The following is a 21092-nucleotide window of genomic DNA, read 5'->3' as shown; positions in this document are numbered from 1 at the left end:
CCGAACCGTCCGGTGCGGCTCACGCGCCGGAGTGACGTAGGCAACAAATTAGCACTCGGTAGACATGGTGTCTAGTGAGTGACGCGCTGTCCATCACTCCCTTTGCCGCGTAGACTCGGGCGGCGTCAACCGCACGTCAGTCCCTCTTTTCACGGATACGAGGTACCTGTTCACCATGCGTACGAACGCGAGCGCGAACCTGCGGGACGAGCAGAAGCAGCAGACCAGGGTCCGGCTGATGGAGGGCGCCAAGGAGCTGTTCGCCACCCGCGGCTACGCGGCGGTGCGGGTGGACGACATCGTCGCCGCCGTCGGTTGCAGCCGCGCCACGTTCTACCTGCACTTCGCGGGGAAACAAGAGATCCTGCGCGCGATCGCCCAGCAGGGCACCCTGTCTACCGTGCTGCACTCCTATCAGGACCTCGATCGGGTGCTGGAGACCGGTTCGCGCGCCGAGTTCGCCCGTTGGATGACCCGCGCCATCGAGTGGTTCCACCAATACAAAGACCTGCTGCCCGCCTGGGACGAGGCGACCGCGCTGGAACCGGAGTTTCGCGAGATCGCCCGCGACGGCATCCTCGCATTGCCCAACGCGATGACCGCCTACCTGGCGGCGTGGCCCGCCGACCGGCGCGACGAGGCGCGGTTGCGCGTGGAATTGCTCGTCGCGCAACTGGAGCGGTTCTTCACCCGATGGGCGATGCAGGGCACCATCGACGTCTCGGTGGAGCAAGCCGTCGAAGTGCTCACCGACATCTGGTTTCCGGCGCTGCGCGCGCCGACGGACGCGAGTTGAGCGGGCTTGTTCGGCACAGTCGACCTTCCTGGGCGGGCCAGTCGGTGACGTCGGGTCGGCTGAGGTGCGAGAAGGCCTCCAGCACTGGTTTTCTCGCATAGGACGCCGAAGCGTTGTGGTCTGTGGGGGCTGTCCGCAGGGTGACGGCATGTGTTGCCCACTGTTCGCTGGATGCGTGAACGGTGTCGTCCGCCGCCCCTATTCGACGGTGGCCCGCGAATCTGTCGGCGTCGTGCGGCATCATCTGTGCACGCAGCCAACCACGAAATCGCTCGGAGTTACCCATGTCGTCCCCACGAACCAAGCCGCAGCCCTTGTCGGACAGCGAGATTCAACAGATCGCCGCGGACATAGCCGGTGGCAGCCCGCCCATGGTGTGGTTCACCTCCGCCGCGGTCGGCGTGCCGGAGGGGCGCTCGGGCAAGGTGATCGCGCTCGGCGACCCTGCCGACGGTGACTTCCTCCAGGTCCGGCCGACCGGATCGAAGGATGTACTGTCCTTCTCTCCCACCGAGGTGACCTTGACCAAGCCGCCGCGAGGGGCGGCGGGCGCCACCGCCCAGCAGAAGTCGACAACACGGAAGGAATCCCCTGTGACGCAGTCGTCGACCACGACGAGCACCACGACCGAGCCCGCGCGGCCGAGCGCACCCGCGCCCGCGGCCACCCCGAAGCCCGCGGCGGCCGCGGAAGCGAGTCGAGCCGACAGCGCGGCCAAGCAGGCCGCGGCGCCCAAACCGGCCAAAGCGGCCGCCGCCCGCAAGGCCAAGGCGCCCGAGGTCACCGTGACGCTCACCGGCACCGCCGACGGCGAGTGGTCCATCGACGTGGTCAGCGGGAAGAAGCGCACCCTGCGCGGTCTTCCGGTGGCCGGTTCCACGGTGGCGCAGGCGGCGAAGATCCTGCATCCGGAGGTCGCCGAGGTGGTCGCGGGCGTCCTGGACGCGTTGCGCGGGGTGCAGGAGGCCAAGGTGCAGCAGTTACAGGCCGAGCTCGAGGAGGCCAAGCGCCTGCTGAACGAGCTGAGCGACTGAGTCAGACCGCGGGACTGGCGGATCGGGCAGCCGTGCGCCAGATCCGTCGCTCAGTGCCGGGAGGCGTGTGCCGCACGTCGTCGTGGAACGCGTAACCGAGCGAGTACTGCTTCGCGTGGTACATGGCCGCGTCCGCGTCCCGGAGCAGGCCGTGCACGTCGGTGTCCGAGCTGCGTGGACCGACGCACGCCACGCCGACGCTCGCGGTGATCGGTATCTCCCCGGCGCTCAGCCCGAACGGCCGGACGAACGCGCCGAGCAGCCGTTCGGCCAGCACGGCGGCCTCCGGCCGGGCGAGCCGGGCGAGCACGACGAATTCGTCGCCGCCGTAGCGGGTCACCACGTCCTCGTGGCGCGCGACTCGCCGGATCCGGCCGGCCGCCGTCGAGATGAGTTCGTCGCCGACGGCGTGCCCGTAGCTGTCGTTGACCCGCTTGAAGCCGTCGAGGTCGATGAACAGCAGCGAGATCGGTTGCTCGGCCCACTGTTCGCCGCGCTGCCGCAGCGCGCGCAGCAGTGCGGCTCGATTCAGCAATCCGGTGAGTACGTCGTGGTCGGCCTGGTACTGCGCGCGCCGCTCGCTGCGGGCGCTGCGCACGATGGCGCGCTCGCTGCGCACCAGCATGCCGATCAGCAGTAACCCGAACAGCGACGACACCACCACGCGATCGAGCGGGCGCAGGCTCGACCCGACCACCGGCACCAGTGAGGCCACGATCAGCGCGATCGCGATGAGGCTGGCGCGCTGCCTGGAGTGGTGTGGGTGGATGCGCCGTGGCGTGCCGAGCGCGGTCATGGTCGGGTGCAGCGCCGCGGCGCCCACGGTGGCGTAGGCGGCGAGCAGGGGAGCCAGCAGCACTTCACGCCCGAACACGGTCGCGCCCGCGGTCTCCAGGCTGTAGCCCAAGTCGCCGAGCAGCACCGCGACGAGTCCGGCGTGCAGCAACCACAGCGAGGTCTCCGCGCGCGTTGAGGTCGCCATGGAGTGCGCCACCAAGGTCAGCAGCAGCGCGTCGAGTACCGGGTAGGTCGCCGCCAACAGCGCGTCCAGCCCGGTCGCGGTGGATTGCAGGATCGGGGAGATGAGGAAGGTCCAGGAGGCGAGCAGCGCGCCGAGCCCGATCAGGGCCGAGTCCAGGAGCAGGTCGTAGTCGCCGTGTACTTGGCGCGGCCACAACCAGATCAGCGCCGCGAGCCCGACGCCGAGATAACCCAGCAGAGTGAACGCGTCGTCGAGCGGATGGACCGCGTGGTCGCCGATGTCGCGCAGCGTGGTGCCGGTGGCGAACAGCACCGCCGAGCCGGACAGCAGATACCACGGCAACGGGTGCGCGGGCCGGTGCGTGCGCACGCCGACCGCGATCATGGCGAGGGTCGCGCCGACGATGATCGTCATCGTCACGAACGCCGCCACGTGCGAGTCCACCGCCAGATGGACCGCGATCGCGGCCGCGCTTCCCCCCAGAAGTACCGGGTACCAGCCCGATCCGATGCCGCGCGGACGGCTGGTCTGTGGCTGTTCACTTGGTGTCATCAGCCCCCCTTGGTCGCTCCATCCCCGGTGAACCGGGCCGCGTAATAGATCTGTGAATCCTCCACCGCGACTTCGACGTTCGCCTGTTCGTCGAGCACCGCCCTGATGCTGTCGGCGAACGAGAACCGAGTGTTGTTGTACGAGCAGATGTCCCAACCGACCGCAGCGCGCTCGGCAACCAATATCTGGACAACTGATTTGATCATGGCATGGAACGCCGCCCCTTGGCGGGCACTTGGCGCAACAAGGGTGAAACCCGCGTAGTAGATCGCGTCGCGCGCCGCGTGTTCGGGATAGCGGGCCGCGAAATAGTCTGGGCTGATCCACGGCACGGTCTCCAGATGCCTGGTCAGCGTGGTGACGCCGATCGGCTCGCCGTCGGCGTGCGCCACGTACTTCTGCACGCGGGGATCCACCATCTCCTCCCGGAACTCCTCCGGGTGCAGCACCTGCCGTGCGATGGCCTTCGCGCGCAACGGGCCGAACGCCTCCTCGTACAGGCGATGGAACATCGCGATCCGTTCCTCCGGAATCGCCGCCTCGACGGTCACGGTGATCTCGCTCATCGCGGGCCCCACGGAATGGTGTGATACGCGGCGAGGACCAGCGCGCACGCCGGGTCACCGTCGGAGGTGGCGTCCACGGTGCACAACTGGACGGGGCCGAAGCCGTCGCCGCGGTGGCGGGTCATGTCCGCCAGGCTGGCGCGGATCAGGGCGTCGACTTCGTCGCTGGTGTCGGCCTCGTGCTCGACGAACAACCCCGCGCCGGAGCCGTCGTCGCGCAGCGCCCAGCCGATGCCCGCCGCGGCGGTCGCGCCGCGTTCGCAGGCGTGCCGCACCGCGTAGACGCAGTACAGCCGGTCACCCCACGGTATCGGCTTGCGTACCCGGCCGATCCGTTCGACGGTGGCGCGCGGCGGGATGACCGACGACAACCGGATCAGGTTCGCCTCACCCACGCCGAGATCGCGCAGCGCCGCGTCGAACGCCGACATGGCGGTCGGTCCCGCGCCGGTCGCCGCGCCGATCTCGATCGTCAGCGGCGCCGGGAACGTCCGCTCCAGCGGCGGCCGCAGCCGATCCGGGCGAGGCCGCGCGCGTAGGTCGCCGCGTGAGGCGTCGTGAATCATGGTGCCCTCCCGATCCGCCGCGGCCGCCAGATTTCGCAGGCCGGACTTGCGTCGAATTCGACTCTGCGGCACGAACGCCGATCCCGCAGCCGACCGGGCCGAAAACGATGTCCGGGCGGCGTGTCTCGTACCCTGGCACCGACCGGGACAGCGAGGAGCGAGTGTGCGGACATGGGTGGCGCCGGGGCGGGTCAACATCATCGGTGAGCACACCGACTACAACGACGGCTACGTCCTGCCGATCGCGTTGCCGCTGGTGGCGCGGTGTACGGCGGCGCCGCACACGGACGGGCTGGTGCGGGTCGGCTCGCGGCAGCGGCCCGGCGAGCCGGTGCTCGTCGCGGTGTCCGACCTCGAAGGCGCGCGGGCGCGGGTGCCTGGTTGGTCGCGCTATCCGCTCGGCGTGGTCGCCGAGTTCACCCGGCGCGGACACCGGATCCCCGGCGTGGATCTCGACCTCGACGGCGCGGTGCCGATCGGCGCGGGCCTGTCGTCCTCGGCGGCGCTGTCCTGCGCGGTGGCCATCGCGCTGCGTGATCTGTTCGCGCCGGGCCTGACCGATCGCACGCTGATCGACATGGCCCGCGCCGCCGAGAACGACTACGTCGGCGCGCCGACCGGCTTGCTCGACCAATCGGCCGCGATGTTGTGCACCGCCGGGCACGCGCTGCTGCTGGACGTGCGGGCATTCACCGCCGACACCGCCGCGCCGCGCGGCGTCGAGCAGATCCCTTTCGATCTCGGCGCTTTCGAGCTGGAACTCCTTGTCGTCGACACCGGCCAGCCGCACGAACTGGCCGACGGCCGCTACGCCGAGCGCCGCGCGGAATGCGCTGCGGCGGCCGAGGCACTCGGCGTCGAGACCTTGCGCGACGTGGCGTCGGCGACGGACACCACCCGGATCGCCGACGACGTGCTGCGTCGGCGCGCCCGGCATGTGGTGACGGAGAACGCCAGAGTGGTCGCAGTTGCCGAAAAATTGCGGGAAGGGCTCGACCCGCGTGGAATCGGCCCGGTGCTCACCGCCGGACACGTCTCGCTGCGGGACGACTTCGAGGTGTCCACTCCGGCCCTCGACGCGGCGGTCGACGCCGCGCTGGCGGCCGGGTCGCACGGCGCGCGGATGGTCGGCGGCGGATTCGGCGGCAGCGTCATCGCGCTCGTCGACCGGGACCGCACCGCGGCGGTGGCGGAGTCGGTGCGGCAGCGTTTCGCCGACGCGGATCTCCCCGATCCGCGCACTTTCGTGGTGGTCCCCGCCCCTGGAGCCCACCGGGTCGACTGAGCGACCGACCGGATTTGTGCGCGAATGTGCCACGCCGTTGGGCATGATCGCGCACAGTGGTGTCTGCCGACACCATTCGGCGGGCGACGAGGAGGTCGCGCGCGCCGGGCAGGACCAGCACGACGCGGCTCTCGCACGACGAACGACCTCGCTCGCCGCCCCGGTTTCACCGCCAGGAGGAACGCTGTGCCGCTCGTCGATTCGTCCGTTCTCGCCGCCGTGCCCGGCCTGCACTCGGCCGCTTCGCCACCGCACCTCGAAGCCGCCGAGACCCTCCGCCTGGACGCGCAGCCCGTCGACTACGCGCTGGTCGCCCTGTATTTCGTGTTCGTGCTCGGCATCGGCCTTCTGGCCAGGCAACGGGTGTCATCCAGCATCGACTTCTTCTTGTCCGGGCGCTCGCTACCGGCCTGGGTGACCGGCCTTGCGTTCATCTCCGCCAACCTCGGCGCGGTGGAGATCATGGGCATGTCCGCCAACGGCGCGGAGTACGGCTTCCCGACCTTCCACTACTTCTGGATCGGGGCGGTGCCCGCCATGCTGTTCCTCGGCGTGGTGATGATGCCGTTCTACTACGGCTCCAAGGTCCGCAGCGTGCCGGAATTCATGCGCCGCCGCTTCGGCACCGGAGCCCATCTGGTGAACGCGCTGAGTTTCGCCGTCGCGCAGATCCTCATCGCCGGGGTCAACCTGTACCTGCTCGGCTCGATCGTGAACGTGCTGCTGGGCTGGCCGCTGTGGGTCTCGGTGATCGTGGCCGCGGTGATCGTGCTGTCCTACATCACCCTCGGCGGTCTGTCCGCGGCGATCTACAACGAAGTGCTCCAGTTCTTCGTCATCGTCGCCGCGTTGCTGCCGCTCACCCTGGTCGGGTTGCACCGGGTCGGGGGATGGGACGGGCTGCGCGACAAAGTGACCGCCTCGCCGGGCGGCGCGGCGCAGCTGGAATCGTGGCCCGGTAACGCGCTCAGCGGATTCTCCAACGATTTCCTGTCGATCCTCGGCATCGTGTTCGGCCTCGGATTCGTGCTGTCGTTCGGGTACTGGACCACGAACTTCGTCGAGGTACAGCGCGCGATGGCGACGCACTCCATCTCCGCGGCGCGGCGCACGCCGATCATCGGCGCGTATCCGAAGATGTTCATCCCGCTGATCGTGGTGATCCCCGGCATGATCAGCGCGGTGCTGGTGCCGCAGATGGCGGAGTACAAGGCGGCGGTGACGGCGAATCCGGACTTCGAGAGCGACACCACCTACAACCAGGCGCTGCTTTACCTGATGAAGGACGTGCTGCCCAACGGCCTGCTGGGTGTGGGGCTGGCAGGCCTGCTCGCGGCGTTCATGGCGGGCATGGCGGCCAACGTCTCCGCGTTCAACACGGTGTTCAGCTACGACCTGTGGCAGCAGTACGTGCGGCGCGACCGCGCGGACGGCTACTACCTCGGCGTGGGCAGGCTGGCCACGATCGGCGCGACCGTGGCGGCGATCTTCACCGCGTTCATCGCCTCCGGGTTCAGCAACATGATGGACTACCTGCAAACCTTGTTCAGCTTCTTCAACGCGCCGCTGTTCGCCACGTTCATCCTCGGCATGTTCTGGAAACGGATGACGCCGACCGCGGGCTGGACCGGTCTGGTCTGCGGAACAGCCTCCGCCATAGTCGTTTTCATCCTGCACGAGACGAAGGTCTTCGAGCTGTCCGGCCAAGGGGCGAGTTTCGTCGCCGCCGGTGTCGCGTTCGTGGTCGACATCCTCGTCAGTGTTCTGGTCACCCAGGTGACCCAGCCGAAACCGGCGGCGGAACTGATCGGGCTGGTTTACTCGGAGACACCGAAGGAAGTGCGCACCGACCCGGAGGCCGACACGCTGCCCTGGTACCAGCGCCCGGTCCTGCTGGCAGGCATCGCGCTCGTGCTCGTGATCGCGCTCAACATCTTCGTCGGATAAGGAATCGCCGCAATGTTTTTCGATATCCGTACCATCGTCGGCGGGTTGCTCGGCTGCTACGCGATCGTTCTCGTGGTCACCGGCCTGGTGCACGACACCGCCGCCGAGCAGGCCAAGACCGGCGGGGTGAACGTGAACCTGTGGGCCGGGCTCGGCATGGGCGTGGTGGCGGTGGCCTTCGTGGCCTGGGCGCTGCTGCGCCCGGTCCAGGTGCCACCGGAAGCGCGTCCGGCGGACACCGATGAGGAGCGCGACTCCGCCTGACGCGAACGACGCCCCCTGGGAGACCCAGGGGGCGTCGTCATCGCACTGGTCAGACGCCCGGGCTACCGGTTCCGCCGGGCCACGTGCCGGGTGTGCCGGTCCCACCGACACCCGGGCTGCCGGTTCCGCCCGTTCCCGGGGTCCCGGTTCCGCCTGCGCCCGGCATGCCGGTTCCGCCGACGCCGGGCCGGGGAGCCGTGCCGCGTTCGGTCGCGGTGCCGCCGGCGTCCGGACGCGGGATGTCGCCGCGCCACGCACCGGTCTCGCTGCCCTGATGCTCGATGAAGTGCTTGAAGCGCTCCAGGTCACTGTTCACCCGGTGCTTCAGCACACCGAGCTTGTCGGCGACGTTCTCCACGAACCCTTCGGGGTCGACGTCCATCTGTGTGGTCACCCTGGTGTGGGTGTCGTCGAGCCGATGGAACGTGACGACGCCCGCGTGCTTGGGTCCGCTGTCGGACTTCCAGGCGATGCGTTCGTCGGGATGCTGCTCGGTGATGGTCGCGTCGAACTCCCGCGTCGACGGGCCGACATGGACACGCCAGTGCATATGCCGGTCATCGATCTGCTGTACCGCTTCGACACCCTCCATGAACTGCGGAAACGACTCGAACTGCGTCCACTGGTTGTAGGCGGTGCGAACCGGAACCTCGACGTCCACCGTGGCGGCCATTGTGCTCACTTGCTACCCCTTTCCTCGCCCATCCGCGTCTTTCGCGGGTCGGCGTCTCTCGGTTGACAAGCGCTCCCTTGTGGGGCGACTCGGGACATTGGTCGCTTACCCGGGTCGTTGGGGGGCAAACAGAGCGGAATCCTCGTCACACGTGCCGCCCAGCGCCGTCGGACCAGGTCTCCGGCCCGATCAGGCCCATGTTTTCTTCCCGAATCAATTCAGACGAGGACGTCGGCGGCCAATGCGTCCAGCGCGCGTACCGCTGTCGGCTCCAGCGAGCCTTCCCGGTGGTCGCGTCCAGCACGGCGAAAGCGCCTTCGTCCAGCCGCTCGCCGCGCCAGACCGCGACGGCCTTCGAGTGGGGCAAGATGGCCGGTTCCTCGCGCACTTCTATCCGCCAGCCCTTGTTCGCGTCTTACAGCCCGGGCACTGCCAGCTTTGTGTCGGAGGTTCCTGGGTTGCTCTGATCCTCGGGGCTCGAATCGGACTGTCGTTACCGCAGGCAGCCAGCACGCACAGGACGACTGTCCCAGCGAGTACGGACTTCGACTTCAACGAGATGCCCCCTGGTTCAGACAATCCTTCTGGCACAACACAATCGAGGGCTCGCGCGATCGTTTCAGCGGTATTACCGCCTGGCGCGGGAAGCGTGGCGGTCTCGGCGACCGCGGCCTCCACCTCCGGCATTTGGTCCTCGACCGCCAGCGAGTCGCCATGCTCCGCCGTTCCCGCCACCGGCCCAGCCAGCCCGCCCCGAGCGTCTCCGGAACCGACGCGCCGCACATCCCGAGCGTGAGAACCACCCGGAATGTGCGAGGACGGCAGGCCCGCGTGTGGTCAGGGTTGAGGACGAACAGATGCCGGATGATCGAGTGAAGGAGGGTTCCAATGAAGAAGGTCGAGATCTTCGACATGCCCACCCGCAGTGAGAGGCGCGATCCCGAGGCACTGAAGAAGCGCATTCAGGGCTCCAACGGCGGCCGGGACGACGCCTACGGCGCGTACCAGCTCGCCTGCCTGATGGCTGCCACCGAGGCGGAAGAGGACGGCAGCGACGACGAGGCGTGTCTCAGCCAATTCGAAGACGTGCTCCCCGGCTGGCTGAGCCGCCTCGGCTTGAAACTGGACGTCCATGCGTACGGCGTGTGCCACATGTCGGACAACGCGGGCGTCGATCGTGGCGACGCGTCGTCGATCTATTGGACGTTGTCGGGGTTCCGCGACCGCTCCCGAATCTACGAGGCCATCGCCTTCCCGTCCGGCACACCCGCGCCCTCCGGTTCGCTGATGGAGCAATACGACGACTGGTCGCAGAACGCCGCCGCGGTAGCGGAAGAGGAATCCAGCGACTCCGCGCGCTTCTCCGCCTTCGTCGACTCGATGACGGAATACCTGAATTCCTCCGGCAAGAAGTTCCCCGGAACGTCCTTCGGCTACTTCAACAGCGCGGGCAGCGAAATCTACACCCCCAGCATGGAAGAAACCGGAATGCTCTGGAGCGTGGCCCCGCTCGGCTCCTTCGACGGCCACATGTACGAATGCGTCACCGCGCTTCCCAAGTAGGTTCAAGATCAACGGCGCATGCGTGCGGCATTTCGCGAGTAACCCGCTCCACCATGTGCCGTTGATCTTGTTGTTCGGAACAGGGTCAGCGGCAGCAGTTGGGGTCGAGGACGAAGCACAGTGCCGCTAAGGCGTCCCGGCGGGCGCGGTGGAAGGTGTTCATGCCGCGCCGTTCGGATTCCACCAGCCCGGCTTTACGGAGCTGGCCGAGGTGATGGCTGACCGTCGACTCCGACAATCCGACCGCCGCGGCGAGATCGCCGCCGTTCTCCTCGTCGGAAGTGCTGGTCAACAGCAGTGACAGCAGCTTCACCCGCGCCGGGTCGGCGATCGCTTTGAGCCGCAACGCCACCTCCAGCGCGGCGGCGTCGTCGATCGGCCCGGCCGCGACCGGCGCGCAGCAGACCGGGACGGACATGTCGATCACGGGCAGCGTCTTGGGCATGCGATCGACTCTACCGACTTTGTTGACATATGTCGAAAAGGTGGCAGACTCGGCATCGAACCGGTTCTTCGATATATGTCACACAAGTGGAGGTAGTCATGTCCCGCATCCAACTCGCCCTCAACGTCGACGACATCGACCAAGCCGTGCGGTTCTACTCGACCCTGTTCGGCACCGAACCCGCCAAGCGCAAGCCCGGCTACGCCAACTTCGCCGTCACCGAACCACCCCTGAAACTCGTGCTGATCGAGAACCCCGGCCACGGCGGCAGCGTCAACCACCTCGGCGTCGAAGTCGAAACCTCCGACCGGGTGCACGCCGAGATCGCCCGCCTGTCGGAAGCCGGGTTGTTCACCGAGGAGCAGATCGCCACCACCTGTTGCTTCGCCACGCAGGACAAAGTCTGGGTCACCGCGCCGGACACCGAACGCTGGGAGGTCTACACCGTGCTAGCCGACAGCGAAACCTTCGGTACGGCACCCGAACTCACCGGTGCGGCCACACCTTCCGACGCCGAGGCGGTTCAGGCCTGCTGCGGCACGGCCGAGGAAGCCGCCGCCGAAGGTGCGTGCTGCGGCTCGGCCGCGAAGAAGGAGGCAATCGACTCAGGCGCCACCTGCTGCCGCTGACCCCGGGCGGCGTTCACCAGGTGTTCGCTTGCCTCTGGATTCGATATATATCAATATCGACCTGTGTCGAAACAGGAGTTACCGCTCGTCGGCGTGACCGCACCATCGTGTGAGGTCACGCCGATGATCCGCCAACCGCTGACCGCCGACGCCGCCATCGAGCTGGCCTGCGTCTTCAAAGCGCTGTCGGACCCGGTCCGTTTGCGGCTGCTGTCGGTGGTCGCCGGCCATGCCGGGCGGGAGGCGTGCGTCTGCGACCTGTCGGAAGGCTTCGACGTCAGCCAGCCGACCATTTCCCATCACTTGAAAGTGTTGCGCGAAGCCGGACTGCTCAGCAGCGAGCGTCGCGGGTCGTGGGTGTACTACCGCATCGAACCCGCCGCGCTGCGGCAGTTGTCCCGCCTGCTCGACATCACCGTCTCGGAAGCGGCGCGATGACCGACCTGGCCCGGCGGCTACTGGCCGAATTCCTCGGCACCGCCCTGCTCGTCGCCGTCGTCGTCGGCTCCGGCATCGCTGCCCGGCAACTGTCGCCCGATGACATCGGCGTGCAGCTGCTGGAGAACTCCACCGCCACCGTTCTCGGACTCGCGGTGCTGATCCTGGTCTTCGGGCCGGTGTCGGGCGCACACTTCAATCCCGTTGTCTCCGTGGTGGACTGGCTACTCGGGCGACGCCAAGGCACCGGCCTTTCCGGCCGAGACCTCCCTGGCTACATCGCCGCCCAAACGACCGGAGCCGTCTTCGGAGCGATCCTCGCCAACATCATGTTCGATCGATCCGCGCTGCAGATCTCCACCCACCATCGCGTTACCACCGGCCATGTGATCGCGGAAGTCGTCGCCACGGCCGGACTGATCGCCGTCGTCTTCGGCCTGGCCCGCAGCGGGCGAGCGGCCCTGTCGGCGGCAGCGGTCGGCGCCTACATCGGAGCGGCGTACTGGTTCACCAGTTCCACCTCGTTCGCCAACCCCGCCGTCACCATCGGCCGCGTCTTCTCCGACACCTTCGCCGGAATCGCCCCCGCCTCAGTGCCCGGCTACCTCGCCGCCCAACTCCTCGGCGCACTCATCGGCATGGCCCTCGTCGCCATCCTCTACCCGGCCACCGCCGCCGCCGCCGACAAGGCCGTCATCCCCCGCGACACCATCGACACTCACTGAAAGGCCGCGATGCCAGCCATACCGAGCGTGCTGTTCGTCTGCGTCCACAACGCCGGACGCTCCCAAATGGCCGCCGCCCTGCTCGCCCACCTCGCTCAGGGCGAAGTCGAGGTCCGCTCCGCAGGCTCGGCCCCCGCCGACGAGATCAACCCTGTCGTCGCCGAAGTCATGAACGAGATCGGCATAGACCTCACCGACCGGAAGCCGAAGATCCTGACGCCCGAAGCTGTCGAAGCCTCCGACGTCGTCATCACCATGGGCTGCGGCGACGCATGCCCCTACTACCCCGGAAAACGCTATCTCGATTGGAAGCTCGACGATCCCGCCGGACAAGACCGCGCCACCGTCCGCGCGATCCGCACCGAGATCGAACGGCACGTCCGCGACCTGCTCGCCGAAATCGGTCTTCGGATAACGGATGAAGCGGGGCCCGGCACCGAGTGACACGCTCTCGATGCCGGGCCGGAGATTACTTCAGCGGAGCCGGCATGGGTGCGTTGATCGTGGAGAAGTACATGATCGCCGCGCCGATGGCGACGGGGGCCGTCACCAGGATCTGGCCCGCGACCGTGCCGAGGGCGCCGACGGCGACGATGCCGCCGAGGCAGCCGACGGCGGCGGCCGGAATGAACGGGCCGAACATGCCGACGATGGTGGCGGCGGCGACGGTCGCTCCGGCGATGCCGCCGAGCACGCAGCCCACCGCCGCGCCGCCGATGCCGCCGACCAGGGTTCCGATGGTGGCGCCCATGGAGATGGTGCTGGTCATCCGGGACCAGGCCGCCTGCTCACGGTCGTACTCCGTCTTCCACGGCGCCTTGTCCTCGAACGGCAGGGCGACCGGCTTGTAGACCGCGTGTGCCAGGTCGAACTGGGGGGTCAGCGTCGCGGTGCGGTCGGAAATCTCCGCAGCGATGGGGAATTCGAACTCGTCGACCAGGAAGGTCAACGGCGTGCCCGCGACGACGGTGCCGTCGGCGGCCTTCACCTTCAGCACCTGGTCCTCGACCACAAGCGAGCCGGAATCGATGCTGATGATGCTGGCGGTCTCGGTGGCGTGGGCGGTGAAACCGACGGCCTCGGCGGCCTCCGTGGATGTGGCCTCGACGGACGCGCTGTCCACCGCAGCGACCTCGGGGGCGGCGGAACTCGTGCCCGCGGCGATGCTCACGGCAGCGGTGGTGAACGCGGCGGCCAGGGCTAGTTTCGTGATCTGCATGGGAAATCCTCGGTTTCGAAGGCATGGCGAAGCGACGGCCATACCCGTGACGTTTCGGTAGGTCGTTGGGGTGACGGGCCTTCGCCCGCGAATGTGTGGTTAAGCGGCGGCGCGCATCCGTCCGGCGAGGCCGAGCAGTACGTCGATCGCGAGGAAGGCGAGCAGGCTCAACCCGACCAGCGGGACGAACCAGCCGACCACCAGCACGGCGGTCACCAGCGGCACGACCAGCCAGAGCGAGGTCTTGCGCAACGCGCCGCGTCGCGGGGCGCGGCCCAGCACGAACCGCCCCGTATCGCGGGTCGGCCGCCTGCGCCACCACATCAGGTAGCCGCGCACGATCACGGTGATCAGGCCGATCATCGCCGCGAGCAGCAACAACTGATTGAGCAACCCGAACATCAGCCCCATGTGGAACTGGATGCCCCAGTTGGTGAGCTTGGCCATCAGCGGCCAGTCGGCGTACGGCAGACGGTCGGTGACCGCGCCGGTCGCGCCGTCGACGGCCACGGAGTCGACGGTGTAGGTGCCGGGCATCCGGCGTTCCTTCACCGCGAACGCCTTGCCCGGCGCGGCCGGTACGGCGATCTCGGCCGACTGCGTGATGCCTTCGGCGCGGGCGGTCGCGTAGACCCGATCCAGCTGGGCGATCCGCTCGGCCGGGGCGGCGGGCGCGTGGTCGGCGTGCCCGCCGCCGTGGTGATCGGAACCCGAATCATGGCTCGAGGCAGCGGTTCCGGGCAGCGCGGTGCTGACCGCGGGTGTGGTCCAGCTGAGCTGCTCACGCAGTTCGGTGACGTTCGCACCCGCGTAGGTCGACCAGGTCATGCCGGTCGCCGACAGCAGCAGCGCCAGGGGAAGCACCCACATTCCGACCGCACCGTGCCAGTTCAGGGTGCGGCCTCGCGCGCGCTGCGACCGATCGGCCGCGAACAGCCAGCCCCAGCCGTTGCGGGCCCGCCGGCTGCGCACCCGGCGCACCCAGATGACCAGCCCGGCCAGCGCGACGATCCACAGCCAGGACGCGGCGAGCTCGCTGTAGAGCCGGCCGGGTTCGCCGAGGTGCAGGTCCCGGTGCAACCGATCGATCCAGGTGCGCATCGGCAGCGCACCCGAGCTGCCGTATACGACGGAATCGCCCACCGGCTGCGCGGTGTACGGGTTCACGAACACCGCCCGCCGCTCGGATTCCCCCAGCGACGGGTCGCTGAACAGCACCCGGGTGGTGTCTTCGGCGCCCCCCGCCGGGGCGACGGCGACGAGCTGGAGATCCGGCCGCGTGGCGACGGCCGCGCCGACCTGCTCCGACAGCGGCTTCGGCGTTCCGGTCGCGGTGACCGTCAGCAGGTCGCGCGACGCGATCGACTCGAGCGTCGGCGATATCGCGTAGAGCGCGCCGGTGACGGCGGCGATGAGGATGAACGGCCCGACGAACACTCCCGCGTAGAAGTGCAGCCGCATGGCCAGCGCGTACAAACTGTTACGTGCGGTGGCCCGGCGTGGGCCGGAGGAATCCGACGGCTCCGATAAGTCGGCGTCGGAAATAGTTTCTGTTGTACTCACGATCATTTCGTTTCTGACGGCGGAACCCGGGTGGGACGCAACCTTTTCTGACGGCCGTGGGCACGCGACCGCCGCGGCGACCGTCCTGCGCGGACAGCCGTCGCGGAATCACCTGCGGACGCGTCCATTCGACGGAAGCGCGATCTCGGCACCGCACGGAAGGAAGGTGTGCGATTCGGTGAACGGCGTCGCGTCGGCACGCTCAGGAGTGGGCACGAGAGTGCGCGGCGACGCTGCGCTGCACGAGGAAAGACCGTGACGATGAGCGATACTCACGCCACGCGTGCACCGGGTGTGGAAAGAATTCAGAGAACGACCGCGAGCGGCGGAGCGCGTGTGCGCAGCGCCTCGGTGGCGAAAACACGCAGGACGACCCGGTCACGATGGGCCGTCCGCAAAGGAGCGCGGTCCGCGACGACGGGCGGGGTGTGCCGCACCGGCAGCACCTGGCGCAGCACCGCGGTGCCGATCCGGTAGGCGGCCTCCGCCCCCCGGATCACGATGGCCGCCGCGAATGCCGCGCACACGTGCGCGGCCAGCATGGCTGGGGTCAGCTGGGCATCACCGTGATGCAGGTGTCCCGAGCTGATCCCCATGGTGAAGTGCCCGAGCAACTGCCCGGCGACCAGCGCCGCGACCAGCCCGGACGACGTCTCGCGCAGCGGGGCCAGGCCCGCGACCAGCGCGCCGATCACGGCGGACGCGGCGGCGAGCAGGGCCAGCGCGGTGGTGTCCGGCAGCATGCCGCCGGAAGCCCAGCCGTGCGCCGCGACGGAAATGGCCCCCGAGATCGCACCGGCCGAGCCACCGCGCACCCGCGCGACGGCGCCGCGACGTCCCGCGGCAGACCGGTCGAACTCGTAACTCACCCGCTGATGATAGCGGACCGGTTGCACGCGTCCGACCGCATCAGCAGGCCCCGAAAATACTCAGGCCTCCATGGCGGGCGGCAGGCGCACCGCCAGGAAGACCGTGGACGCGCTCCGCTCAGCCCGCGTCGACCTCCATCTCGATGAGCGGCTTGCGTAGCAGCTTGCCGGTCGCGTTGCGGGGCAACTCGTCGAGGAAGACCACCTCGCGCGGCACCTTGTAGCGGGCGAGATTCGCCTTGACGTAGTCCTTGATCTCCTGCGGATCGCGCTTGCAATCGGGACCGGGAACGACGAACGCGCGCAGCCGCTTGCCGAACTCGCGGTCCTCGACGCCGACGACCGCGGCTTCGAAGATGTCGTCGCGACCGGCGATGAGGTTCTCCACCTCGAGCGGGAAGACGTTCTCGCCGCCGGAGACGATCATGTCGTCGTCGCGGCCGTCGATGTAGAGCAGGCCGTCGGCGTCGAAGTGCCCGACATCGCCGCTGGACATCATGCCGTCGACCATCTCCTTGCCGCGACCGTCGGTGTAGCCGGTGAAGGCGAAGCCGTTGTCCACGAAGATGGTTCCGGTCACGTTCGGCTCGGTGATCGGCTTGCGCTTCTCGTCGAGCAGCACGATCCGGATGCCGACCGGAGCCTTGCCTGCGGTGGTCGGCGCCTTGCGCAGGTCCTCGGGCGTCGCGACGGTCATGACGGCGCACTCGGTGGAGCCGTAGAGGTTGTAGAGGCTGTCGCCGAAGTGGTCCAGCGTGCGGGTCACCACGTCCGGCGCGATGGCCGAGCCCGCCGCGAAGATCACCTTGATGCTGCTGACGTCGTACTTCGCCAGCACGTCCGCATCCAGGTCCAGGATGCGTTGCAGCATGGTGGGCACCACGACCAGCGAATCCGCCCGGTACTTCTCGATGTTCGCCAAGGTCTGCTCGGGATTGAAGCGGCGCTGCTGGAAGACCACCCGGTTGCCCAGCGCGAGACCGAGGGTGAACTGGGACAAGCCGGTGCCGTGGAAGATCGGCGCCGCCATGATCATGGTGCCGTTGGCGGGCAGCGGCACCCGGTCGACGAACTGAGCCGAGGCGAACGGGCTGACCCGGTCGCGCGGGGCCCCTTTCGGGGTGCCGGTGGTGCCGCTGGTCAGGATGACGATGCCGCCGGGCTTGGCCGGGGCGGGCAGCGATGCGCCGGACTGCCCGCTGATCAGCGAATCGACGGTCGGGATCGCCGGATCGGCGTTGTCCTTCTCGTCCACCCAGGTGAGGATGCGCGGGATCGCGGCGGGGATGGCGCTCATCAGGTCGATGAACTCGCTGTCGTGCAGCACCGCCTTGACGTTCTCGCGCTCGGCGACGTCGGCGAACTGCGGCTTGGCGAACCCGGTGTTCATCAGCACGCCGCGCACGCCGAGCTTGCCGGTGGCCAGCAGGCTCAGCACCATGCCGCGGTGGTCGCGCGCCAGGATCGCCACCACGTCACCGGGATTGATGCCTTTGCTCTGCAAGCCGCGGGCCAAGGCGTTGGACTGTTCGTTGAGACCGCCGAAAGTCAGCTCCCCGCGCTCGTCGACGATCGCGACGGCGTGCGGCCTCGTCTGCGCGGCATGCATGACGACACCCGCGAACGGGCCGAACTTCAAGATATTGAACGCCGACCGAGCGGCATGGTCGGGGCGCAGCGGATTGAACAGCCGCCGCTTGACCATCACGTTCACGCCAAGGGCAAGATCGCCAGCCTTGCGGGCGGCGCCGCCCAACGCGGGGAGGGAAAGAGACATCGACGACAACCTTCCGGCGGTATCACCCGGTGATCCTCCGGGTGGTGCGGACCGCAATTTCGATACCCAGTGCTGGTGCTAACACTAGCAAGCTTGTGTAACCGGTTGTGTCATGTATCTCAGCGGACGCTACCCGCTGGTAACGGGCCGGGCGCGGTGGCCCGGCCCGCTGTTCATCAGGCCTTGACCTCGTACTCGACCAGCACGCGGCGCAGCAGTTTGCCGGTGGCGTTCCGCGGCAGGTCATCGAGGAAGACCACCTCGCGCGGCACCTTGTAGCGCGCCAGGTTGTTCTTCACGTACGCCTTGATCTCCTCGCCGTCGGGCGAGGAGCCCGGCTCGGGAACTACGAAGGCGCGCAGGCGCTTGCCGAACTCCACGTCGTCCACGCCGACCACGGCCACGTCGAAGATGTCGGGCCGTTCCAGCAGCAGGTTCTCCACCTCCTGCGGGAAGACGTTCTCGCCGCCGGACACGATCATGTCGTCGTCGCGGCCGTCCACCATGAGCAGGCCGTTCTCGTCGAAGTGGCCGACGTCGCCGCTGGACATGTAGCCGTCGATGATCTGCTTGTGCCTGCCGTCGGTGTAGCCCTCGAACGGAGCGCCGCTGCGGATGAAGATGCGGCCGGTGGTGTTGGTGGCGGTGACGCGCTGGTCGTTGTCGTCGTAGAGCCGAACCTCGCAGGTGATCGGCGCGCGACCGACGGTGCCGGGCGCGAGGGCGAGATCCTCCGGGTTGGCCACCGTCGCCACGGCGCACTCGGTGGAGCCGTAGAGGTTGTAGAGCACCGGACCGAACGCCTCGGTGGCCTTGATCGTCAGTTCCGGCGACAGCGCCGAACCGGCCAGCACGATCGACTTCAGCGAGGACGTGTCGTATTTCGCCCGGATCGCCGGATCGAGTTCGACCATCCGGTGCAGCATCGTCGGCACCGCCACCAGCATGTCGGCCTTGTGCTCGGCGACCAGGGCGAGCGTGGCCTCGGCGTCGAACCGGCGGCGCACCACGACCTTGTTGGCCAGCGCCGCGCCGACCAGCCAGGTGGCCAGTCCGGTGCTGTGGAAGATCGGCGAGACGATCACCTGAGTGCCGCGCTGCGGGAACGGGATGCGGTCGACCATCTGCGCCGTCGACAGCGGAGTGACCTTGGTGCGCGGAGCGCCCTTCGGCAGGCCGGTGGTGCCGCTGGTCAGGATGATGAAGCCACCGGGCTTGCTCGGCGCGGGCAGCGGCTCGGCGGAGTTGGCGGCCACCAGGTCGTCGAGCGTCTGCGCACCCTCGGGGAGTGTGGCGCCCTCGTCGACCCAGGTGATGTAGCGCGGCAAGTCGGCGGGCAACGCGTCGAGCAGGCCGAGGAACTCGCTGTCGTGCAGCACCGCCTTGACCTTCTCGCGGGCGCACACCTCGGCGAACTGCGGCTTCGCGAATCCGGTGTTCATCAACGCGACTCGCACGCCGAGCTTGCCCGCGGCGGCCATGGCGATGATGAGCCCGCGGTGGTCGCGCGCGAGCACGCCGATCACCTGGCCTTCGGAGATGCCCGCCGCTTGCAGGCCGCGCGCGACGGCCGTCGACCGGTCGTCCAGTTCGCGGTAGGTCAGGGCGCCCGCCTCGTCCACGATGCCCGGAGCGTCCGGCGCCACGCGCGCGGAGTGCCGGATCAGCGTGGCCTGCGGGCCGAGGATGCGCGACTCCTTCATCGTCCGCAGTGTCTCCAGCGGCTTCCGGGGATCGGTGACACCCCGGCTGCGCAGCACACCCAGCGCCTTCACGGCCTCCAGCGTGTGGGCCAAATTCATGTCGAACAACCTCCACAAAACCCTCGCGTCGGTCCTCGACCTAGCGAACCGGTACGGCGTGTGACTTGACACCGTAGCAGTGCGGAGTGTGACAGGTCACAACAGAAACGGACAAACCCGTCTCGGTTCGGTCGCGGCCACCGCAGGTGAGAGCGGTCGCCGGTCCGATTTCGGTCTTTTCGCCCGCCGTTACCGGCCGGTAGCGCTACCCTCGCAACGTCTCGAGACCGCTCGAAGGGAGACGCGGCCAATGTCCGATCCGAAGGACCGTGCACCGTTCATCGACATTCCCGGCGATCTGCCCGGCATCCGCGGCCTGTTCGCTTTCAAGCCCGAAACCGGAACGGCGCTCAGCGAATTCGCGCAGACCCTGTTGCGTGGGTCGTCCCCGCTGACGCCGGGGGAGCGCGAAACCATCGCCGCGTACGTGTCGTCGCGTAACCAGACCTACTTCTGCACCCAGTCGCACGCGGCGACCGCGGCAGCGCTGGTCGACGGCGGTCGCGAGCTGATCGACGCCGTCATCGAAGACGCGGACTCCGCCGCGATCGATCCGAAACTGCGTGCGCTGCTGCGCATCGCGGACAAGGTGCGCCGGTCGGGACTCGAGGTGACCGCGGAGGACGTCGAGAACGCGCGCGCCGCGGGCGCCAAGGACGAGGACATCCACGACGCGGTCCTCATCGCTTCGGCGTTCTGCATGTTCAACCGCTATGTGGACGGCCTGGCGACGGTCGCGCCCAAGGAGCGGGCGACCTACGAGCAGATCGGTGGGATGCTCGCCACCGCCGGATACGTGGCCGCCGGAGTGCCGCCGGAATCAGCGGCGAGCGCTGGCCAGGGCGACGAGTAAGGGCACCACCCGGGCGGTGGGCACCTCGAATCGCCCGCGCCCCGCGGTGTGCAGCCAGCCGACGGCGGCCAGTTGCCGCAAGTGCTGATAGATCTGGCCGGAGTCGCCGACACCGTCCACTCCGGCCAGTTCGGCCGCGGTTCGCCGCCCGCCCATGATCTCGCGCAGCAGCCGCAGCCGCACCGGGCTGCCCAGCGCCGCAAGGCATTCCGCCGTCTCGGCCCAGTCGTCCTCGATGAGGTCGCCGGTGGTGAACCGGGCCTGCCACTCGCGCTGCTGGTCGTTGGGCAAACGGACCGACCCGGCGAAGACCACGCCGCCGTCGGGCTCGTCGGCCGCGGCGAACTCGTCCCGCAGACGAGCCACCGCCCACTGCTCGGCGCCCGGCGGGAGATCTTCGGGGCGAATTCTTTCTTCCAGCGCGCTGAGCCGCCGTTCCAACTCGGCGACTCGGTCTTCCAGGCTCACGAACCCAAAAGCTACGGAATTCCATAACTTCCGACAAACCGATGGCCCCGGCTCCCGTGGCGGCGGGAGCCGGGGC

General features: G+C 68.4%; 22 protein-coding genes and 1 pseudogene. 11 read left to right on the top strand and 12 right to left on the bottom strand.

What is annotated here, in order from left to right; all coding sequences use genetic code 11:
• The first annotated feature begins 175 nt into the window (after nt 1-175).
• Nucleotides 176-796, top strand: a complete 621-nt coding sequence (locus ABZW96_RS24150) for a helix-turn-helix domain-containing protein (RefSeq protein WP_355077896.1) — start codon at nt 176-178, stop codon at nt 794-796.
• A gap of 284 nt (nt 797-1080) precedes the next feature.
• Nucleotides 1081-1830, top strand: a complete 750-nt coding sequence (locus tag ABZW96_RS24145) for a DUF6319 family protein (protein ID WP_355077895.1) — start codon at nt 1081-1083, stop codon at nt 1828-1830.
• A 1-nt stretch (nt 1831) separates the two neighbouring features.
• Here ABZW96_RS24145 and ABZW96_RS24140 read toward each other — a convergent pair whose 3' ends face one another.
• Genes ABZW96_RS24140 through ABZW96_RS24130 form a run of 3 tightly spaced genes read right to left on the bottom strand, consistent with a single transcriptional unit; the run spans nt 1832 to nt 4496 of the window.
• Nucleotides 1832-3364 carry a GGDEF domain-containing protein gene (locus ABZW96_RS24140; protein WP_355077894.1) on the bottom strand — a complete coding sequence of 511 codons (1533 nt, stop codon included), beginning with the start codon at nt 3362-3364 and terminating at the stop codon, nt 1832-1834.
• Complete coding sequence (locus tag ABZW96_RS24135; RefSeq protein ID WP_355077893.1) at nt 3364-3930, bottom strand: hypothetical protein; 567 nt, start codon at nt 3928-3930, stop codon at nt 3364-3366. Before ABZW96_RS24135 ends, ABZW96_RS24140 begins: the two co-directional genes overlap by 1 nt.
• On the bottom strand, nt 3927-4496 hold the full coding sequence (locus ABZW96_RS24130; RefSeq protein WP_355077892.1) for a pyruvoyl-dependent arginine decarboxylase: 570 nt from the start codon (nt 4494-4496) through the stop codon (nt 3927-3929). Before ABZW96_RS24130 ends, ABZW96_RS24135 begins: the two co-directional genes overlap by 4 nt.
• A 163-nt stretch (nt 4497-4659) precedes the next feature.
• On the opposite strand from ABZW96_RS24130, the gene galK reads away from it, so the two are divergent.
• The 3 genes from galK (at nt 4660) to ABZW96_RS24115 (ending at nt 7992) form a co-directional block, all read left to right on the top strand.
• The gene (galK, locus tag ABZW96_RS24125; protein ID WP_355077891.1) at nt 4660-5781 is read left to right on the top strand and encodes a galactokinase; all 1122 of its coding nucleotides are present in this window, start codon (nt 4660-4662) and stop codon (nt 5779-5781) included.
• A gap of 228 nt (nt 5782-6009) precedes the next feature.
• Complete coding sequence (locus tag ABZW96_RS24120) at nt 6010-7728, top strand: sodium:solute symporter family protein (protein ID WP_355077926.1); 1719 nt, start codon at nt 6010-6012, stop codon at nt 7726-7728.
• Nucleotides 7729-7740: 12 nt separating this feature from the next.
• A complete protein-coding gene (locus ABZW96_RS24115) occupies nt 7741-7992 on the top strand; it encodes a hypothetical protein (RefSeq protein WP_355077890.1) in 252 nt (83 codons plus the stop codon).
• Between the two features lie 226 nt (nt 7993-8218).
• Here the strand turns inward: ABZW96_RS24115 and ABZW96_RS24110 are convergent.
• Together ABZW96_RS24110 and ABZW96_RS24105 are read right to left on the bottom strand one after the other, a co-directional pair.
• A pseudogene (locus ABZW96_RS24110) lies at nt 8219-8674 on the bottom strand (SRPBCC family protein); the annotation flags it as partial.
• 136 nt (nt 8675-8810) lie between these two features.
• Nucleotides 8811-9032: a hypothetical protein gene (locus ABZW96_RS24105; protein WP_355077889.1), complete on the bottom strand. Its 222-nt coding sequence runs from the start codon at nt 9030-9032 to the stop codon at nt 8811-8813.
• A gap of 521 nt (nt 9033-9553) precedes the next feature.
• On the opposite strand from ABZW96_RS24105, the gene ABZW96_RS24100 reads away from it, so the two are divergent.
• A complete protein-coding gene (locus ABZW96_RS24100) occupies nt 9554-10228 on the top strand; it encodes a hypothetical protein (protein WP_355077888.1) in 675 nt (224 codons plus the stop codon).
• A gap of 85 nt (nt 10229-10313) precedes the next feature.
• Here ABZW96_RS24100 and ABZW96_RS24095 read toward each other — a convergent pair whose 3' ends face one another.
• Nucleotides 10314-10673, bottom strand: coding sequence for an Rv2640c family ArsR-like transcriptional regulator (locus ABZW96_RS24095; protein WP_355077887.1), 360 nt, complete (start codon nt 10671-10673; stop codon nt 10314-10316).
• A 98-nt stretch (nt 10674-10771) separates the two neighbouring features.
• Between ABZW96_RS24095 and ABZW96_RS24090 the strand changes: the two genes are divergently transcribed.
• The 4 genes from ABZW96_RS24090 to ABZW96_RS24075 all read left to right on the top strand — a co-directional run bounded on the left by ABZW96_RS24090 (nt 10772) and on the right by ABZW96_RS24075 (nt 12909).
• Nucleotides 10772-11302 (top strand): ArsI/CadI family heavy metal resistance metalloenzyme, encoded by a 531-nt coding sequence (locus ABZW96_RS24090; protein ID WP_355077886.1) that lies wholly within the window; start codon nt 10772-10774, stop codon nt 11300-11302.
• 123 nt (nt 11303-11425) lie between these two features.
• Complete coding sequence (locus ABZW96_RS24085; protein WP_355077925.1) at nt 11426-11740, top strand: metalloregulator ArsR/SmtB family transcription factor; 315 nt, start codon at nt 11426-11428, stop codon at nt 11738-11740.
• Nucleotides 11737-12465 (top strand): MIP/aquaporin family protein, encoded by a 729-nt coding sequence (locus ABZW96_RS24080; protein ID WP_355077885.1) that lies wholly within the window; start codon nt 11737-11739, stop codon nt 12463-12465. The genes ABZW96_RS24085 and ABZW96_RS24080 overlap by 4 nt, the downstream gene beginning before the upstream one ends.
• Nucleotides 12466-12474: 9 nt before the next feature.
• Nucleotides 12475-12909: an arsenate reductase ArsC gene (locus tag ABZW96_RS24075; protein WP_355077884.1), complete on the top strand. Its 435-nt coding sequence runs from the start codon at nt 12475-12477 to the stop codon at nt 12907-12909.
• Between the two features lie 25 nt (nt 12910-12934).
• On the opposite strand, the gene ABZW96_RS24070 is transcribed toward ABZW96_RS24075, so the two are convergent.
• The 5 genes from ABZW96_RS24070 to ABZW96_RS24050 all read right to left on the bottom strand — a co-directional run bounded on the left by ABZW96_RS24070 (nt 12935) and on the right by ABZW96_RS24050 (nt 19695).
• Entirely contained in the window at nt 12935-13684 is a 750-nt protein-coding gene (locus ABZW96_RS24070; protein ID WP_355077883.1) for a hypothetical protein, read from the bottom strand.
• Nucleotides 13685-13783: 99 nt separating this feature from the next.
• Entirely contained in the window at nt 13784-15253 is a 1470-nt protein-coding gene (locus ABZW96_RS24065) for a PepSY-associated TM helix domain-containing protein (protein ID WP_355077882.1), read from the bottom strand.
• Between the two features lie 299 nt (nt 15254-15552).
• On the bottom strand, nt 15553-16116 hold the full coding sequence (locus ABZW96_RS24060) for a hypothetical protein (protein ID WP_355077881.1): 564 nt from the start codon (nt 16114-16116) through the stop codon (nt 15553-15555).
• A gap of 118 nt (nt 16117-16234) precedes the next feature.
• Nucleotides 16235-17893, bottom strand: coding sequence for an acyl-CoA synthetase (locus ABZW96_RS24055; protein WP_355077880.1), 1659 nt, complete (start codon nt 17891-17893; stop codon nt 16235-16237).
• 176 nt (nt 17894-18069) lie between these two features.
• Nucleotides 18070-19695 (bottom strand): acyl-CoA synthetase, encoded by a 1626-nt coding sequence (locus tag ABZW96_RS24050; protein ID WP_355077879.1) that lies wholly within the window; start codon nt 19693-19695, stop codon nt 18070-18072.
• 250 nt (nt 19696-19945) lie between these two features.
• Between ABZW96_RS24050 and ABZW96_RS24045 the strand changes: the two genes are divergently transcribed.
• On the top strand, nt 19946-20548 hold the full coding sequence (locus tag ABZW96_RS24045) for a carboxymuconolactone decarboxylase family protein (protein ID WP_355077878.1): 603 nt from the start codon (nt 19946-19948) through the stop codon (nt 20546-20548).
• On the opposite strand, the gene ABZW96_RS24040 is transcribed toward ABZW96_RS24045, so the two are convergent.
• Nucleotides 20516-21016, bottom strand: a complete 501-nt coding sequence (locus tag ABZW96_RS24040; RefSeq protein ID WP_355077877.1) for a winged helix-turn-helix domain-containing protein — start codon at nt 21014-21016, stop codon at nt 20516-20518. The genes ABZW96_RS24045 and ABZW96_RS24040 overlap by 33 nt on opposite strands.
• Between the last annotated feature and the right edge of the window lie 76 nt (nt 21017-21092).

The organism is Nocardia sp. NPDC004168 (assembly GCF_040610355.1).
Classification (GTDB): domain Bacteria; phylum Actinomycetota; class Actinomycetes; order Mycobacteriales; family Mycobacteriaceae; genus Nocardia; species Nocardia sichangensis.
This window is presented reverse-complemented; position numbering and strand designations above follow the sequence as displayed.